Source organism: Actinomadura rugatobispora (genome assembly GCF_042656285.1).
GTDB lineage: Bacteria > Actinomycetota > Actinomycetes > Streptosporangiales > Streptosporangiaceae > Spirillospora > Spirillospora rugatobispora.
Genome location: NZ_JBHSON010000038.1, coordinates 1 through 15,824, shown reverse-complemented (window position 1 = coordinate 15,824; position 15,824 = coordinate 1). Strand labels below are relative to the sequence as shown.

Annotated in this window: 17 protein-coding genes; 12 read left to right on the top strand and 5 right to left on the bottom strand. The window is 75.3% G+C overall.

What is annotated here, in order from left to right; translation table 11 throughout:
* Window positions 1–163 precede the first annotated feature (163 nt).
* From ACFPZN_RS25575 to ACFPZN_RS25530, 10 genes are read left to right on the top strand one after another with little or no spacing between them, the layout of a single operon-like run.
* Window positions 164–1,312, top strand: coding sequence for an inositol-3-phosphate synthase (locus tag ACFPZN_RS25575; protein ID WP_378284705.1), 1,149 nt, complete (start codon window positions 164–166; stop codon window positions 1,310–1,312).
* Between the two features lie 17 nt (window positions 1,313–1,329).
* Window positions 1,330–2,205, top strand: coding sequence for an SCO3242 family prenyltransferase (locus ACFPZN_RS25570; protein WP_378284704.1), 876 nt, complete (start codon window positions 1,330–1,332; stop codon window positions 2,203–2,205).
* Entirely contained in the window at window positions 2,202–3,065 is an 864-nt protein-coding gene (locus ACFPZN_RS25565; RefSeq protein WP_378284703.1) for a sugar phosphate isomerase/epimerase family protein, read from the top strand. The genes ACFPZN_RS25570 and ACFPZN_RS25565 overlap by 4 nt, the downstream gene beginning before the upstream one ends.
* Complete coding sequence (locus ACFPZN_RS25560; protein ID WP_378284702.1) at window positions 3,062–3,685, top strand: EboA domain-containing protein; 624 nt, start codon at window positions 3,062–3,064, stop codon at window positions 3,683–3,685. Before ACFPZN_RS25565 ends, ACFPZN_RS25560 begins: the two co-directional genes overlap by 4 nt.
* On the top strand, window positions 3,682–4,545 hold the full coding sequence (locus ACFPZN_RS25555; protein WP_378284701.1) for a TatD family hydrolase: 864 nt from the start codon (window positions 3,682–3,684) through the stop codon (window positions 4,543–4,545). The genes ACFPZN_RS25560 and ACFPZN_RS25555 overlap by 4 nt, the downstream gene beginning before the upstream one ends.
* Window positions 4,546–4,560: 15 nt before the next feature.
* Window positions 4,561–5,730, top strand: coding sequence for a metabolite traffic protein EboE (eboE, locus tag ACFPZN_RS25550; protein WP_378284700.1), 1,170 nt, complete (start codon window positions 4,561–4,563; stop codon window positions 5,728–5,730).
* Between the two features lie 13 nt (window positions 5,731–5,743).
* A complete protein-coding gene (locus ACFPZN_RS25545; RefSeq protein WP_378284699.1) occupies window positions 5,744–7,108 on the top strand; it encodes a nucleotide pyrophosphatase/phosphodiesterase family protein in 1,365 nt (454 codons plus the stop codon).
* A 10-nt stretch (window positions 7,109–7,118) separates the two neighbouring features.
* Window positions 7,119–8,138, top strand: coding sequence for an ABC transporter substrate-binding protein (locus tag ACFPZN_RS25540; protein ID WP_378284698.1), 1,020 nt, complete (start codon window positions 7,119–7,121; stop codon window positions 8,136–8,138).
* Between the two features lie 56 nt (window positions 8,139–8,194).
* On the top strand, window positions 8,195–8,710 hold the full coding sequence (locus tag ACFPZN_RS25535) for a nitroreductase family protein (RefSeq protein WP_378284697.1): 516 nt from the start codon (window positions 8,195–8,197) through the stop codon (window positions 8,708–8,710).
* Complete coding sequence (locus ACFPZN_RS25530; RefSeq protein ID WP_378284696.1) at window positions 8,685–9,152, top strand: archease; 468 nt, start codon at window positions 8,685–8,687, stop codon at window positions 9,150–9,152. The genes ACFPZN_RS25535 and ACFPZN_RS25530 overlap by 26 nt, the downstream gene beginning before the upstream one ends.
* A 29-nt stretch (window positions 9,153–9,181) precedes the next feature.
* Here ACFPZN_RS25530 and ACFPZN_RS25525 read toward each other — a convergent pair whose 3' ends face one another.
* Complete coding sequence (locus ACFPZN_RS25525; protein ID WP_378284695.1) at window positions 9,182–10,600, bottom strand: RtcB family protein; 1,419 nt, start codon at window positions 10,598–10,600, stop codon at window positions 9,182–9,184.
* A 198-nt stretch (window positions 10,601–10,798) separates the two neighbouring features.
* Between ACFPZN_RS25525 and ACFPZN_RS25520 the strand changes: the two genes are divergently transcribed.
* Both ACFPZN_RS25520 and ACFPZN_RS25515 read left to right on the top strand, forming a co-directional pair.
* The gene (locus tag ACFPZN_RS25520; protein ID WP_378284694.1) at window positions 10,799–11,701 is read left to right on the top strand and encodes an LLM class F420-dependent oxidoreductase; all 903 of its coding nucleotides are present in this window, start codon (window positions 10,799–10,801) and stop codon (window positions 11,699–11,701) included.
* 20 nt (window positions 11,702–11,721) lie between these two features.
* Window positions 11,722–12,600, top strand: a complete 879-nt coding sequence (locus ACFPZN_RS25515) for an SDR family NAD(P)-dependent oxidoreductase (protein ID WP_378284693.1) — start codon at window positions 11,722–11,724, stop codon at window positions 12,598–12,600.
* A gap of 26 nt (window positions 12,601–12,626) precedes the next feature.
* Here ACFPZN_RS25515 and ACFPZN_RS25510 read toward each other — a convergent pair whose 3' ends face one another.
* The 4 genes from ACFPZN_RS25510 to ACFPZN_RS25495 all read right to left on the bottom strand — a co-directional run.
* Window positions 12,627–13,298, bottom strand: coding sequence for a TetR/AcrR family transcriptional regulator (locus ACFPZN_RS25510; protein WP_378284692.1), 672 nt, complete (start codon window positions 13,296–13,298; stop codon window positions 12,627–12,629).
* A 44-nt stretch (window positions 13,299–13,342) separates the two neighbouring features.
* Entirely contained in the window at window positions 13,343–13,966 is a 624-nt protein-coding gene (locus tag ACFPZN_RS25505) for a TetR/AcrR family transcriptional regulator (protein WP_378284690.1), read from the bottom strand.
* 137 nt (window positions 13,967–14,103) lie between these two features.
* On the bottom strand, window positions 14,104–14,829 hold the full coding sequence (locus tag ACFPZN_RS25500; protein ID WP_378284689.1) for an enoyl-CoA hydratase-related protein: 726 nt from the start codon (window positions 14,827–14,829) through the stop codon (window positions 14,104–14,106).
* Window positions 14,826–15,824: amidohydrolase family protein (locus ACFPZN_RS25495; RefSeq protein ID WP_378284687.1), on the bottom strand; the 999-nt coding region annotated here is incomplete at its 5' end. The genes ACFPZN_RS25500 and ACFPZN_RS25495, both read right to left, overlap by 4 nt.

The following is a 15,824-nucleotide window of genomic DNA, read 5'->3' as shown; positions in this document are numbered from 1 at the left end:
GAGAGCCCCCGCGTTCCGCGCTGCAGGCCCGCGCCTTTTGCAGCGAGAGCGGGGGCTTTCGTCAACTCTCTCCGAACTTCTCTCACTCTCTGGACAAAGTCCGTCTCGTGTCCGATGGTGAAGGCGGCCCCGGCCGGAACGAGACTTCTTGCGAGGACCAGACATGAGCGGTACTGGCGTATGGCTGGCGGGCGTCCGCGGGTCGGTGGCCACCACGGCGATCATCGGCGCGCTGGCGGTCCGCGCCGGCCTCGCCGAGAGCACCGGGCTGGTCTCCGAGCGGCCCGGCTTCCCCGGCGGCGGCCTGCCTGAGCTGACCGGGCTGGTCTTCGGCGGCCACGATCCCGCCGACGTCCCGCTGGCCAAGCGCGCCGAGCAGCTCGCGCACGCGGGGCTGTTCCCCGCGGATCTGCCCGCCCGGCTGCACGACGACCTGGCCGCGGTGGAGAACGACATCGTCACCGGCGGCGCCGGCGACCGCACCCGGGACCCGGCCGGGACGCTGGCGCGGCTGTCCGCCGACATCGCGGGCTTCCGCGACCGGCACGCGCTCGACCGCGTCGTCGTGGTGAACGTGACGCCCACCGAACCGCCCACGCCGCCCCGTCCCGAGCACGCCACCCTCGCCGCGCTCCGCCGGGCGATCGCGGACGGCGCGCCGGAGCTGCCCGCCAGCGCCTGCTACGCGTACGCCGCGTTCGAGGCGGGCTGCGGGCACGTCGACTTCACCCCCTCGGTGGGCGCCCGGCTGCCCGCCCTGGACGAGCTCGCCCGCGAGCGCGCCGTGCCGTACGCCGGGAACGACGGCAAGACGGGCGAGACCCTGCTGAAGGCCGTGCTGGCGCCGATGTTCGCCGGGCGGAACCTGCGGGTGAACTCCTGGTCCGGCACCAACCTGCTGGGCGGCGGGGACGGCGCCAACCTCGCCGACGCGCGGGCGGCGGAGAGCAAGCTGCAGGCGAAGGGCCGGCTGGTGGGCGAGACGCTCGGGTACCCGGTCGAGGGGCCGCTGCACATCGACTATGTGGCCGACCTGGGCGAGCAGAAGACCGCCTGGGACCACGTGACGTTCCAGGGCTTCCTGGGGGCGCGGATGTCCCTGCAGTTCACCTGGCAGGGGTACGACTCGGCGCTGGCGGCGCCGCTGGTGCTCGACCTGGCCCGGTTCGTCGCCGCCGCGCACGCGGCGGGCCGCGCGGGCCCGCTGCCCGAGCTGGCCTACTTCTTCAAGGACCCGATCGGCACCGGCACGCACGACCTCGCCGCCCAGTACGAGCGGCTCCGGTCCTTCGCCGCCGGCGGCTGCCGGTGAGCCGGCGGGTGCCGCCGATGGGCGCCCTGGCCGAGCTCGTCCGGGCGCCGGCCGCGCTGTCGGTGCCCGGCGACGTGCTGGCGGGGGCCGCCGCGGCCGGCGGCCTGCACGGGCTGCGCACCCCGGCGCTCGCCGCCTCCTCGGTGTGCCTGTACTGGGGCGGGATGGCCCTCAACGACTACGCCGACCGGCGGCTGGACGCGGTCGAGCGTCCCGAGCGGCCGATCCCCTCCGGGCGGGTCCGGCCGGGGACGGCGTTCGCGGTGGCGGCCGGGCTGACCGGCGCCGGGGTGGCGCTGGCCGCCGCGGCGGGCGGCAGGCGGGCGCTGGGCGCGGCGCTCCCTCTCGCCGGGGCCGTGTGGGCCTACGACCTGCTGTTGAAGGGAACGCCCGCGGCCCCCGCCGGGATGGCGCTGTGCCGCGGGCTGGACGTCATGCTCGGCGCGGCGCCTGCCGGGGGACGGCGGCGGGACGCGCTGCGCGCCGCGTTCACCGTCGGCGCCCACACGTTCGCGGTCACGCTGCTGAGCCGGGGCGAGGTCGCCAGGGCCACCGCGCGGCTGGCCGGCTGGCCGCCCGCGACGGGCGCGCCCGTGCTGCCCTCGGCGGCGGCGCAGATCCTCGCGTCCCGGACGGGCGCGCCGGGCCCGTCCCGGGCGATCGCCGCCGGGCTGCTGTGCGCGTACGCCGCCGCGGTCGGGCCCCCGCAGGCGGCGGCGGTACGGGACCCGAGCGCCGAGCGGATCCGCGGGGCGGTCGGGGCGGGGATCCTCGGCCTGATCCCGTTGCAGGCGGCGCTGACGGCCGCGCGCGGGCATCCGGCGGCGGCGCTGGCGCTCGTCCCGGCCCATCCGCTGGCGCGGCGGCTGGCGCGGAAGGTCTCGCCGACATGAGGCCGCGGCTCGGTTACGGGACCAACGGGTTCGCCGACCACCGGCTGGAGGACGCGCTGGCGGTGCTGGCGGGCCTCGGGTACGACGGCGTCGCGCTGACCCTGGACGTGCGTCACCTCGACCCGTTCGCGCCCGATCTGCCGCGCGCGGTCGGCCGGGTCGCGGCGCGGCTGGCGGAGCTGGGGCTGTCGGTGGTGGTCGAGACCGGGGCCCGGTACCTGCTGGACCCGTGGCGCAAGCACCAGCCGACACTGCTGTCGGAGGACGGTGCCGGCCGCCGGGTCGACCTGCTGCTGCGGGCGGTCCGGATCGCGGAAGACCTCGGCGCGCAGGCGGTGTCGTTCTGGAGCGGCACCGCCATCGGAGCCGAGCCTCCGGAGGTGCGGTGGGACCGGCTGGCGCGGGGCTGCGCCGAGGTCCTGCGGCTCGCGGACGAGCGCGGCGTCACGCTGGCGTTCGAGCCGGAGCCCGGCATGTTCGTCGACACGATCGCCGGGTACGAGCGGCTGGCCGCCCGGCTGGGCGACCCGGAACGCTTCGGGATCATGCTGGACATCGGCCACTGCCGGTGCCTGGAGGAGGAGCCGGTGCCCGCCTGCGTGCGCCGCGCCGGGCCCCGGCTGGCGGGCGTGCAGATCGAGGACATGCGGCGGGGCGTGCACGAGCACCTGGAGTTCGGCGCCGGTGAGATCGACTTCCCGCCGGTCATGAGGGCGCTGGAGGAGACCGGGTACCGCGGGCTGGTCTCGGTCGAGCTGCCCAGGCACGGCCATGACGCCCCCGGTGCGGCGCGCCGCTCGCTGGAGTTCCTCAGGGCCGCCGCCGGCGTCCCGTCCCGAGGGCTTGAGGAGGTCACATGACGAGGGAGGTGCTGCGCGCGAGGCTCGAGCGTGCCCTGCGGCCTGCCCTGAGCCCCGAGGCGGCCGCGTGGCTCGGCCGGGCCCGGGAGAAGATCGCGGGCGATCCGGGCGCGGCGGCCGTGCTGCTGCCCGCGGCGGGCCGCCGCTGCGGACGCGGACCGCTGCCGGACCCGCCCGGCTGGACCGCGGACGACGCGGCCCGGGTGGCGATGCTGCTCGAACTGCCGTGCACCGGTGACGTCCTCGCGGCACGCCTCGCCGACCTCTACCGCCACGGCGACGCGCAGGAGCGGCGCGGGGTGCTGCGCTCCCTGGACGCGCTGGGCGCCGAGGCCGGCGACGCCGCGCTGCCGCTGCTGCACGACGCGCTGCGCAGCAACGACTCCCGCCTGGTGGCCGCCGCCCTCGGCCCCTACGCCGCCGCCCGGCTGCCCGGTCCGGCCTGGCGGCAGGCCGTCCTGAAATGCGCGTTCACCGGCGTGCCGCTGGCCGTCGTGGCCGGGCTGGGCGAGCGCGCCGACGCCGAGCTGACCCGGATGATGTCCGACTACGCGCGCGAGCGCACCGCCGCAGGACGAGACGTACCGCCCGACGTGGCCCGTTTCCTGGAGGCCCGGTGAGAATCTTCGACCCGCACATCCACATGACCTCGCGTACCACCGACGACTACGAGCGGATGCGCGCCGCGGGCGTGCGGGCGCTGGTGGAGCCCGCGTTCTGGCTCGGCCAGCCCCGCACCTCGGTGGGCACCTTCGCGGACTACTTCGACGGGCTCGTGGGCTGGGAGCCGTTCCGGGCCGCCCAGTTCGGGATCCGCCACCACTGCACGATCGCGCTCAACCCCAAGGAGGCCGGGGACCCGCGCTGCCGGCCCGTGCTGGACCTGCTGCCCCGCTACCTGGAGAAGGACGGGGTGGTCGCGGTCGGCGAGGTCGGCTACGACTCGATGACCCCCGAGGAGGACGAGGTCTTCGCCCGCCAGCTGGCCCTGGCCGCCGAGCACGGCCTGCCGGTGCTGGTGCACACCCCGCACCGGGACAAGGCTGCCGGCACCCGCCGCTCGCTCGACGTGGTGCGCGAGTCGGGACTGCCGCCCGGACGGGTGGTGATCGACCACCTCAACGAGGTCACGGTGGGCCTGGTGGCCGGGACGGGCTGCTGGATGGGGTTCTCCATCTACCCCGACACCAAGATGGACGAGGACCGGATGGTCGCCGTCCTGCGCGAGCACGGCACCGAGCGGATGCTGGTCAACTCGGCCGCCGACTGGGGCCGCAGCGACCCGCTCACGACCGCGCGGACCGGGGAGGCGATGCTGGCCGCCGGGTTCACCGAGGACGACGTGGACCGCGTGCTCTGGCGCAACCCCGTGGAGTTCTACGGCCAGAGCGGCCGGCTGGTGCTGGACGCCCCCGTCGGCGGCGACGCCCTGTTCGCCGGCAACTCGGTGCTGCGCGGCACGCCGCGCACGACCGCCTGACCCCGGGAGGAACGCATGCGGCTGCGCCACGCCGACGGCACGCTCGTGCACCTGGCCTACTGCGCCAACGTCCATCCGGCCGACGACCTGCCCGGAGTCCTCGACCGGCTGGGACGGTACGCCGAGCCGGTCCGGCGGCTCCTGGGCGTCCCCCGGTTGTCGATCGGGCTCTGGCTGCCCCGTCCCGTCGCCGCCCTGCTGGCCGCCGAGCCCGCGGCGCTGGAGAAGCTGCGCGCCGCGCTGGACGGCGGCGGCCTGGAGGTGGTGACGCTCAACGGCTTCCCGTACGCGGGCTTCGGCCGCGAGGTGGTGAAGACCGACGTCTACCTGCCCGACTGGGGCGACCCCGAACGGCTCGCCTACACGGTCGACCTGGCGCGGATCCTGGCCGCGCTCCTGCCCGGCGACGCCGTCCGCGGCAGCGTCTCCACCCTGCCGCTGGGCTGGGCGCCCTGGTGGGACGGCGAGCGGCGCGACAGGGCCCGCCGCCACCTCGACGCGCTCGCCGCCGAGCTGGACGACCTGGAGGAGCGCACCGGCCGGGCGGTGCGGGTCGGGCTGGAGCCGGAACCGGGCTGCGTCGTGGAGACCACCGCGGACGCGGCCCGCCACCTGTCCGGCCTGGATCCCCGGCGGCTGGGCGTGTGCCTGGACGCCTGCCACCTGGCGGTCGCCTTCGAGGAGCCGGAGGAGGCACTGGCCCGGCTGGACGCGGCCGGGCTCCCGGTGGTGAAGACCCAGGCGTCGGCCGCGCTGCACGCCGCCGACCCGCGCGCCGCGCGTTCCGCGCTGGCGGCGTTCGCCGAGCCGCGCTACCTCCACCAGACCCGCGCGCTGGAGGCGCGCGGCGTCCACCGCGCCGACGACCTGCCGGACGCCCTCGGGGGCGCGTCCGGCGGCGGGCTGCCGGTGGACGCGCCCTGGCGGGTGCACTTCCACATGCCGCTGCACGCCGACCCGCCCGCCCCGCTCACCAGCACCCGCGCCGAGCTCGCCGCCACCCTGCGGGCGCTGGTGGGCGGCCCCGCCGCCCGCACCGATCACATCGAGGTCGAGACCTACACCTGGACGGTGCTGCCCGGCGGCGGCACCGCCGGCGACCGGCTGGTCGCGGGCATCGCCGCCGAGCTCGACTGGACCCGCGCCGAGCTGCTCCGGCTCGGCCTCACCGACGAGACGGCGTGACGAAGGAGAGTTCATGACCCCGCTCGTGGTGCTCGACGTCGTGGGGCTCACCCCGCGGCTCCTGCCGTCCATGCCCAACCTGTCCAAGCTCGCCGCCGACGGGTTCCAGGCCGAGCTGGGCACCGTCCTGCCCGCGGTCACCTGCTCGGTGCAGTCGACGTTCCTCACCGGTGAGCCGCCGAGCGGGCACGGCGTCGTCGGCAACGGGTGGTACTTCCGCGAGCTCGGCGAGGTGCTGCTGTGGCGGCAGCACAACGCGCTGGTGGGCGGCGAGAAGGTGTGGCAGGCGCTGAAGCGGGACCGTCCCGGGTACACCGTCGCCAACGTGTGCTGGTGGTACGCGATGGGAGCGGACGTCGACTGGACGATCACGCCGCGTCCCATCTACTACGCCGACGGGCGCAAGGAGCCCGACTGCTACACCTGGCCGCCCTCGCTGCACGACCGGCTCACCTCGCGGCTCGGCGACTTTCCGCTGTTCACCTACTGGGGTCCGCGCGCGGGGCTGCCCTCCTCCCGGTGGATCTGCGACGCGGCACGGCTGCTGCTGGCCGAGGAGCGCCCGGACCTGACCCTGGTCTACCTCCCCCACCTTGACTACGACCTGCAGCGGTACGGACCGGACGACCGCCGCGCCCGCCATGCCGCCGCGGCCCTGGACGACCTCCTCGGCCCGCTGCTGGCGGCGGCCCGCGACCGCGGCGCGACCACGGTGGCGCTGTCGGAGTACGGCATCACGCCCGTCTCCCGCCCGGTCGAGATCAACCGCGCGCTGCGCCGCGCCGGGCTGCTGGAGGTGCACACGCAGGACGGGATGGAGTACCTCGATCCGTGGACCTCCCGCGCGTTCGCCGTGGCCGACCACCAGATCGCGCACGTCTACGTCCGCGACCCCGGCGACCTCGAACGGGTGCGGTCGCTGCTCGCCGAGCTGGACGGCGTGGACCGGGTCCTCGACGACGCCGGCAAGGCGGAGGCGGGCCTCGACCACGAGCGGTCCGGGGAGCTGGTGGCGGTCGCGGCGCCGGACGCCTGGTTCGCGTACTACTACTGGCTGGACGACGCGCGCGCGCCCGACTTCGCGCGGCTCGTCGAGATCCACCGCAAGCCGGGGTACGACCCGGCGGAGCTGTTCATGGACCCCGCCGACCCGCTGGTCAAGCTCCGGGCGGGCCTGGCCCTGGCCCGGAAGAAGACCGGCCTGCGCTACATGATGAACGTCGTCCCGCTGAACGGCCGCATGGTGCGGGGCAGCCACGGGCGCCTGCCCGCGGACCCCGCGGACGGCCCCGTGCTGCTCTGCTCCGACCCCTCGGCGGCGCGCGACCGCTACGAGGCCACCGAGGTCAAGGATCTGCTGATCCGGCTCAGCGGGTAGGTCCAGGGCTGTGCGGGCCGCGCTGGTGACACCGTTGTCGGGGCCGCTCGAAGGGTTCGGGCGCGCCGGAGCGGAGGCCCTGCGCCTGTGGGCCGGGTCGGCCGCCGACCTGCCCGGGGCGCGCGGCCGGGTGGAGTTGAGCGTCCACGACTCGGGGCCGGGCGTGGCACCGGCGCTGCGGGCGGCCCTGGACGGCGGGCCCGATCTGCTGTTCGGCCCGTACGGGACCCGGGACGCGCTGGCGATGGCGCGGGGCACCGGGCGGCTGGTCTGGAACCACGGCGGGGCTTCTGGCCGGCTGAGCCGCCATGACCATGTCGTCAGCGTGCTCTCCCCCGCCTCCTCCTATTTCGAGGGGGCGCTGGAGATGCTGCGCGGCGAGGTCCGGACGGTGACCGTCCTCCACGCGGAGACCGTGTTCGGACGCGAGGTCGCGGTGGGCGCGCAACGGAAGGCGGAGGCGCTCGGGCTGGCCGTGCGGAGGACCGGGTTCGCGCCGGGCACAGCGGCAGCGGCGGCGCGCCGGGCCCCTCCGGCGGACGTGATGATGGTGGCCGCGGGGTTCGAGGACGAGCGTGCGGCCGGACGCGTGCTGGCGGAGCGCCCGTGGCGGGCCTGCGCCCTGGTCGGCGCCGGCGAGGAGGACGTGCTCGCCGGTCTGGGCGAGGCCCGGGACGGCTGGCTGGGTCCGGCGCAGTGGCTGGCGGACCGTCCCTGGGAGCCCGACGAGGGCCCCGACGGGGACTGGTTCGTGCGGCGCTACGGCGAGCTGACGGGAACGGTTCCGCCCTATCCGGCGGCGCAGGCGTTCGCGGCCGGGCTCATCGCCGCCCGCTGCGCGCGGGAGGCCGGCGGCTTCGACGATCGCGCCCTGCGCGCCGCCGCGGCCGCGCTGGCGTGCACGACGATGTTCGGCCCGTTCCGGCTCGACCGGTCGGGCGCCCAGGTGGGCCATCCGGTGCTCACCGTGCGGTGGCAGGGCGGCCGCCGCCGCGTGGTCTGGCCCCCCGAGCTGGTACGGGATCGCTGAATCGCCCGGCCCGCCGCGGCGCGTTTCGCCGGAGCGGGCACGGGTAGACGGGCCGCGTGGAGACATGGGACGCGATCAGATCACGCCGTAACGTGCGGGCCTACGAGGACGAGGCACTGCCGCGCGAGGACCTCGACCGGATCCTGGAGGCGGGCCGCCGGAGCCCCTCGTCCCAGAACTGGCAGCCCTGGGACTTCGTGCTGGTCACCGAGCGGCCGCGGCTCCAGGAGCTGGCCAAGGTCTGGCAGGGCGCGGGCCATGTCGCCCGCTCGGCGGCCACCGTCGCCCTCGTCGCCCCGGCCGACGCCGAGGGACGCCGGCGCGACCAGCTGCAGTTCGATCTCGGCCAGGCCACGATGGCGATGATGCTGGCCGCGGCCGACCTCGGGATCGGCAGCGGCCACGCCGCCGTCAGCGAACAGGACCTGGCGCGCGACCTGCTGGGGTTCCCCGCCGACCGGTTCTGCGCCTTCCTGATCGCCTTCGGCCTTCCGGCCGGCCGGCCGCTGCGGCCCGTCGAGCGGCCCGACCGCCGCCCCTTCGACGATGTCGTCCACATCGACCGGTGGTAGCGGGCCCGGCCCCCAGGGCGGGGGCGCCGGGCATCGCGGCGTCCCGCACACCGCCGACCTGCGGATCGAGGCGTGGGGGCCGACGCGCGAGCGCTGCGTCGCCGAGGCGGTGGCCGGGCTGGTGGAGTGCTTCGCCGACACCGCCGGCGTCGAGCCGCTGCGCACCGTCCCGGTGGAGGTGGCGCCGGGGCCGGACGCGGACATGCTCGTGACCGTGCTCGACGAGGTGATCTACCGGCTGGAGGTGCACGGCGAGGTGGTGCTCGGCGCCGAGATCACCGGTGCGCCGGGCGGCGGGCTGGCTGCCCGGCTGACGGTCGGCGACGCGGCGCGGGCGGCCGCGGTCGGCGCGGTGCCCAAGGCGGTGTCGCTGCACGACCTGCGCTTCGGCCGCGACCGGAAGACCGGCGGCCGGACCTGCGCGGTCACGGTCGACGTGTGACGGGTCGTCGACGATCCGCTTCAACGCGCTCAGCCCTTGACGACGCCGAGCGGCACCAGGCGGGCCACCTTGCGGCACAGGCCCGCGCCCTCGCCCGCCTCGACGACCGCGGAGACGTCCTTGTAGGCCGCCGGGGCCTCCTCGGCCAGGCCCCGCCACGACGAGGCGCGCACCGCGATCCCCTCGGCCTCCAGCGACGAGCGCAGCCGCCTGCCGTCGACCCCGCGCGCGGCCTGGTGGCGGCTCTGCACGCGGCCGGCGCCGTGGCAGGTGGAGAAGAACGCCCGCCCGCCGGGGACGCCCGCCAGGACGTAGGACGCGGTGCCCATCGTCCCGGGGATCAGCACCGGCTGACCGGCCTCGCGAAGGTCGGGCGGGAGGCCGGGGTGGCCGGGCGGCAGGGCCAGGGTGGCGCCCTTGCGGTGGACGCACAGCCGCCGCCGCTCCCCCGCCACCAGGTGGTCCTCCAGCTTGGCGAGGTTGTGCGAGACGTCGTACACCAGCTCGAGCCGGGCGCCGGCCACGCGCCGGAAGACCCGGCGGGCCGCCTGGGCCAGCAGCTGCCGGTTGGCGCGGCCGTAGTTGGCCGCGGCGGCCATGGCGCCCAGGTAGGCGCGGCCCTCGGCGGAGTCGACGGGCGCGCACGCCAGCTGCCGGTCGGGCACCTCGATGCCGTACCGGGCCATGCCCCGGTCCATCGCCCGGACGTGGTCGCCGCAGATCTGGTGCCCCAGGCCGCGCGAGCCGCAGTGGATCATGACGCAGACCTGGTCCCGCGCCAGCCCGAACGCCTCGGCGGCGGCCGGATCGTACACCTCGGCCACCCGCTGCACCTCGAGGAAGTGGTTGCCCGACCCCAGGCTGCCGACCTGCCGGGCGCCCCGTTCCAGTGCCCGCCCGCTGACCTGGCCGGGGTCGGCGCCGGCGACCGCGCCGCCGTCCTCGCAGCGCAGCAGGTCGCGCTCCTCGCCGTGGCCGTGCTCGACCGCGTACCGCGAGCCGCCGGTGAGGATGCCGGCCAGATCGGCGCGGCCCGGCTGCCGCCAGACGGCGCCCTTCCCCATGCCGCGCGGGACGGCGGGGTCGAGGCCGTCCATCAGCCGCTCCAGCACGGGCCGCAGCCCCGGCGCGTCGATGTCGGCGGCCAGCAGCCGCACCCCGCACGAGATGTCGAAGCCCACGCCGCCGGGTGAGACCACGCCCCCGTCCCGGGGGTCGGTGGCCGCGACGCCGCCGATGGCGAAGCCGTATCCCCAGTGCACGTCGGGCATGGCGTACGACGCGTCCACCACGCCCGGCAGCGTGGCGACGTTGGCGACCTGTTCGAGGGCCCGGCCCGCCTCGCGCAGCAGCCCGGCGGAGGCGAACACCACGCCGGGCACCCGCATCGCGCCGGTCGGCTCGATCCGGTACCGGTACGGACCCTCCTGAACCGGGTGCGCCATCATGGTCCAGAAGCTACCCGCCGCTCCGGCGGCCATGCGTCCCCGGCAGGCGTCCCACCGGCGGAACTAGAGCATGGTTTCCCAAATCGGAGAGCCATCCTCTTTATTTATTGATAAGCCTGTGTACAATGCAGACAAGGGTCATTCTCCGGGCCGTCGCTGCCCGTTGAGCGGCTTCCAGGGACGAATGACGAGGTGACGATGCGCTTCATCTTCCATTACCCGGAGACGAGCGGGCCCGACGGCGACGTGCTCGACGCGGGACCGATCCGCGAGGTCGCGATCGCCGCGGAGCGGGCGGGCTTCGACGGATTCTCGCTCAGCGAGCACCCCGTTCCCGGCGCCCGGTGGATGGCCTCGGGCGGGCACCAGACGCTCGACCCCTTCGTCACCCTCGGCTACGTGGCCGCCGCGACCGAACGGCTGCGGCTGCTCACCTACCTGGCGGTCGCGCCCTACCGGAACCCCTTCCTCCTCGCCAAGGCGGCCTCGACCCTGGACAAGCTCTCGGGCGGGCGCTTCATCCTCGGCCTCGGCACCGGCTACCAGAAGAGCGAGTTCTACGCCCTGGGCGTCGACATGGACGAGCGCAACGCCCTGTTCGACGAGGCCCTCGACGTGCTCCCGCTGCACTGGAGCGGCAAGCCGTTCAGCTACCAGGGCCGGCACTTCAGCGCGCGCGAGGTCATCTCCCTGCCGCGCCCCGTCCAGGACCCCATCCCGATCTGGATCGGCGGCAACTCCAAGCTGAGCCGCCGCCGCGTCGCCGAGCGGGCGCAGGGGTGGATGCCGATGACCGGCGGGGCGCAGCTCAGCACGACCGCGCGCACGCCCGCGCTCGGCTCGGTCGCCGACCTGGCCGTCGCCGTCACCGAGCTGCGGGAGGCCGCGGCCGCCGCCGGGCGCACCGACCGGATCGACGTGCTGCACTCCTACCAGGGCGAGGGCATCCAGACGCCCGCCGCCGAGCCGGACCGCCACCGGGAGGCGTTCGCCGAGATCGAGAAGGCCGGCGCCACCTGGGTCGTGGTGTCGAGCCGCACCCAGGACCCCGCGGCCACGCTGGAGTTCATCGACGCCTTCGGCTCGACCTACCTTTCGTGACGACCGGAGGAGCGGCCCCCATGGGATGGTTCGAGGAACGCGCCGGCCTGGCCGGGACCGTCGCGGTGATCACCGGCGGCGCGGGCGGGCTCGGCGAGGCCGTCGCGTCCGACCTCGCCGCGAACGGCGTCCGCCTCGCGGTGATCGACATCGACGCCGAGGCGGTCGACGGGCTGCGCCGCTCGCTGGACGGGCAGGGCGCCGAGGCGATCGTCCACCACGGCGACGCCCGCGACGGCGACGCGCTGGCGGCCCTGTTCGAGGCCGTCGACGAGCGCTGGGGCCGCGTCGACACCCTGGTCAACGTGGTCGGCGGCACCTTCCGGGCGCCCTTCCTCGACACCCGCCCCAAGGGCTGGGACACGCTCCTGCGCACGAACCTGCTGCACGTCCTGCACGCCTGCTCCCTCGCGGCGCCGCGGATGCGGGCGGGCGGGCGCGGCGGCAGCATCGTCAACCTCACCACCGTCGAGGCCCACCGGGCGGCGCCCGGCTTCGCCGTCTACGCCGCCGCCAAGGCCGCCGTCGAGCACTTCGCGCGGACGCTCGCCGTCGAACTCGCCCCCGACGGCATCCGGGTCAACAACGTCGCCCCCGACTACACGCCCACGCCCAACATGGCGAGGCTCTCGGGCGGAGGCGGCGACAACGCGATGTCGACCCCGGCCGGGGTCCGCATCGCCATCCCGATGGGACGGGCCGGCGTGGTCACCGACGTGTCGGGCTGCGTGGTGTTCCTGGCGTCCGGCCTGTCCTCCTACGTCACCGGGACCACCATCCACCCGGACGGCGGCACGTTCGCGTCGTCGGGCTGGTTCAACTGGCCGGACTCGGGATGGGGCAACCACGCCCCGGCGCCCCTGCTGGAGCGCTTCTCCGCCAACGGCGAGGAAGGCTGACAGGACGGCCACGGGCCGGCGAACGGTCAGTCCGGGCGCAGGCCGCGCAGGAACAGGCGCACCGCGACCCGCGTGTGGCGCTCCTGGACCTCGGGCTCCCGCACGATGCCGAACCAGGCCAGTCGCGCGGGAGTGCCCGAGACCATGCCGAGGAAGTGCTCGGCGAGGACCTCGGGGTCGTCGGCGACGATCGCGCCCGTGGCCGCGTGCCGGTTCAGCAGCTCGACCACCAGCGGGCGGCCCGGGACGAACCCGGTGGTGAAGGTCCGGCCGGCCAGGTCGGGAAAGCGCGCGGCCTCGGCGACGGCGATCCGGCACAACTGGACCATCGAGGGATGCAGGGCCCGGAGCACGGCCGCGTCCGCGATGGCGGTGAGGGCCCCCTCCAGGTCGTCCAGGGCGGGCGGGTCGGGCTCGGGCACGGGCCAGTCGGGCCGCATGACGGCCCACCTGATCACGGAGGCGAAGACCTCCTCCTTGCTCGCGAAGCGCTTGTAGAGCGAGGCCTTGGTGGTGCCGGCGGCGCGGGCGACGGCGTCCATCGACGTGCCCTCGTACCCGTGCTCCAGGAACAGCCTCAGGGCGCCGTCGCGCACCGCACGGTCCAGCTCGGCCGCCTCCGCGAGCGTGGGCCGGCCGCCGCGGCGGGGCGCGGGCGTGGCGCCGTGCCGCGTTCGCGGTCGGGCGGAGGACGACATGGGCAGCAGTGTGCCAGAACCCCCTCCCCGGACCGGCGGGACGGTCAGGCGGTGGTGAACGTCTCGCGGACGAACCTCAGGAACTCCTCGGCGTCGAGCCCCGCGGGCTCGTCGCTGACCATCGGGTCCATGAGCGTGAAGCCGTCGACGAGGGCGCAGCACAGCCGCGACAGCGCGTGCGGGTCGCCGGAGCGGATCGCGCCCTCGTCCTGCCCCTCCGCGACGACCGCCGCCAGGAGCCCCACGATCTCCTGGTAGTAGTCGCGGTAGGCCTGCGGGACGTCACCCGCGCCCGCCCCGCCGGCCTTGGTCGCCTGGGCGTGCAGCCGGCCCCACGCCGGGTACCGGCGGCGGCACTCGACCTGCGCCCGCACCATCGCGACCAGCCGGTCGCCCGCGGCCGCCTCCTCCGCCGCGAGCCGTCCCATCTCCGCCCGCTGCTCGGCGCCGCGCCGCATGAGGACCGCGAGGTACAGGTCCTCCTTGCTCTCGAAGAAGGAGTAGATGGAGGCGACCGAGTACTCGCTGCGCTCGGCCACGTCCTTGAGGCTGGTCTCGTGGTAGCCGCGCCGGGTGAACAGCTCCTCGGCGGTGTCGAGCAGCTGCTCCCTGCTCAGCTCGATCCGCAGCCGGCGGCGCAGCTCGCGCGGGCTCGGCCGCTCCGCCATCGCTCACCCTCCGACCCGTCCGCCGGAGCCGCTCCCCGCGCAGGCGGCGCGCGGACGTCATCCGCGCACCGCACCTAGACATTAGCCGAGGAGCCCGCCCCGCCGGGCGACGGCCGGCGGGGCGGGCTCCCGTCCGGTCACTCGCCCTTCCAGGCCGGCGGCCGCCGTTCGGCGAACGCCCGCGCCCCCTCCTTCGCGTCGGCGCTGCCGAAGACCGACTCGACCTCGGCGGGAGTGCACCAGCGGCGCTCACGCATCAGCTTCTTGGTCATGGCGACGCCCAGCGGGCCGTTCTCGGCGATCCGCCCGGCCAGCGCCAGCGCCTCCGGCACCACCCGGTCGGCCGGCACGACCCGGTTGACCAGGCCGAACTCGTAGGCGCGCGCGGCGGTGACGGGGTCGCCGGTCAGCCCCATCTCCAGCGCGACGGCCGCGGGGACCCGCTGGGACAGCAGCGTCCCGCCGCCGGCCGCGAACAGCCCCCGCTTCACCTCGGTCACCCCGAGCTTGGCGCCCTCGGCCGCGACCACCAGATCGCAGGCGAGCATCAGCTCGAAGCCGCCCGCGAGCGCGGAGCCGTTGAGCGCGGCCACCACCGGGGTCTCGATGCCCCGGTGGTAGAACCACAGCAGCTTCTTGAAGTCGGCGCCGCGGGCGAACGCCTTCAGGTCGAGCCCGGCGCAGAAGACGGTGCCCGCCCCGGTCAGGACGACCGCCCTGACCTCCGGGTCGGCGTCGGCGCCCCGGAGCACCTCGCTCAGCTCGTCCATCAGCGCGGGATCGAGGGCGTTGCGGGCCTCGGGCCGGTTCATCGTCGCCACCAGCACGTTGCCGACCCGCTCGGTCAGAACGACGTCGCTCATCGGCCGGCCGCCACCCGGGACTGGACGGACACGTCGTGTCCCTCGGCGGCCTGCCGCAGGGCGCCGACGGTGGCCTTGTCGCGGGGGATGTGGGTGAAGGGGTCGAAGGAGTACCAGCGCATGGCGTTCTGGTGGGTCATCTTGTCGATGTCGGTGTCGGGGACCTGGCAGTCGGCCAGGACCTGATGGAGTTCTTCGGGGGCGCCGGGCCACATGGAGTCGCTGTGGGGGTAGTCGGCTTCCCAGCAGATGTTGTCGATGCCGATGTCGTGGCGCAGGCGGACGCCCAGGGGGTCGGAGATGAAGCAGGTGAGGAAGTGCTCGCGGAACACCTCGCTGGGGAGTTTGCCGCCGAAGTCCTGCAGGGTCCAGGTGGCGTGCATCTCGAAGGTGCGGTCGACGCGCTCCAGGAAGTAGGGGATCCAGCCGGTGCCGCCCTCCGACAGCGCGATGCGGATGCCCGGGAACTCCTTGATCACCCGCGACCACAGCAGATCCGCCGCCGCCGACACGATGTTCATCGGCTGCAACGTGATCAACACGTCGGGCGGGGAGTCCACGGCGGGCACCGCCAGTCGGCCCGAGGAGCCGATGTGGACGTTGAGGACGGTTCCGGTGTCGACGAGTGCGCGCCAGACCGGGTCCCAGTGCTCGCTGTGGAAGCTGGGGTAGCCCATCGCGGCGGGGTTCTCGCTGAAGGTGAGGGAGTGGCAGCCCTTGGCCGCGACGCGGTGGATCTCCTCGGCGCAGGCCTGGGGGTCCCAGATGACCGGCAGTGCCATCGGGATGAAGCGGCCCGGGTGGGCGGCGCACCATTCGTCGATGTGCCAGTCGTTGTAGGCGCGGACCAGGGACAGGGAGAAGTCGTGGTCCTCGGTGGCGAACAGGCGGGCGGCGAAGCCGGGGAAGGAGGGGAAGTTCATCGAGGCCAGGATGCCCCCGGCGTCCATGTCCTTGACGCGCTCGTTCACGTCGTAGCAACCGGGCCGGATCTC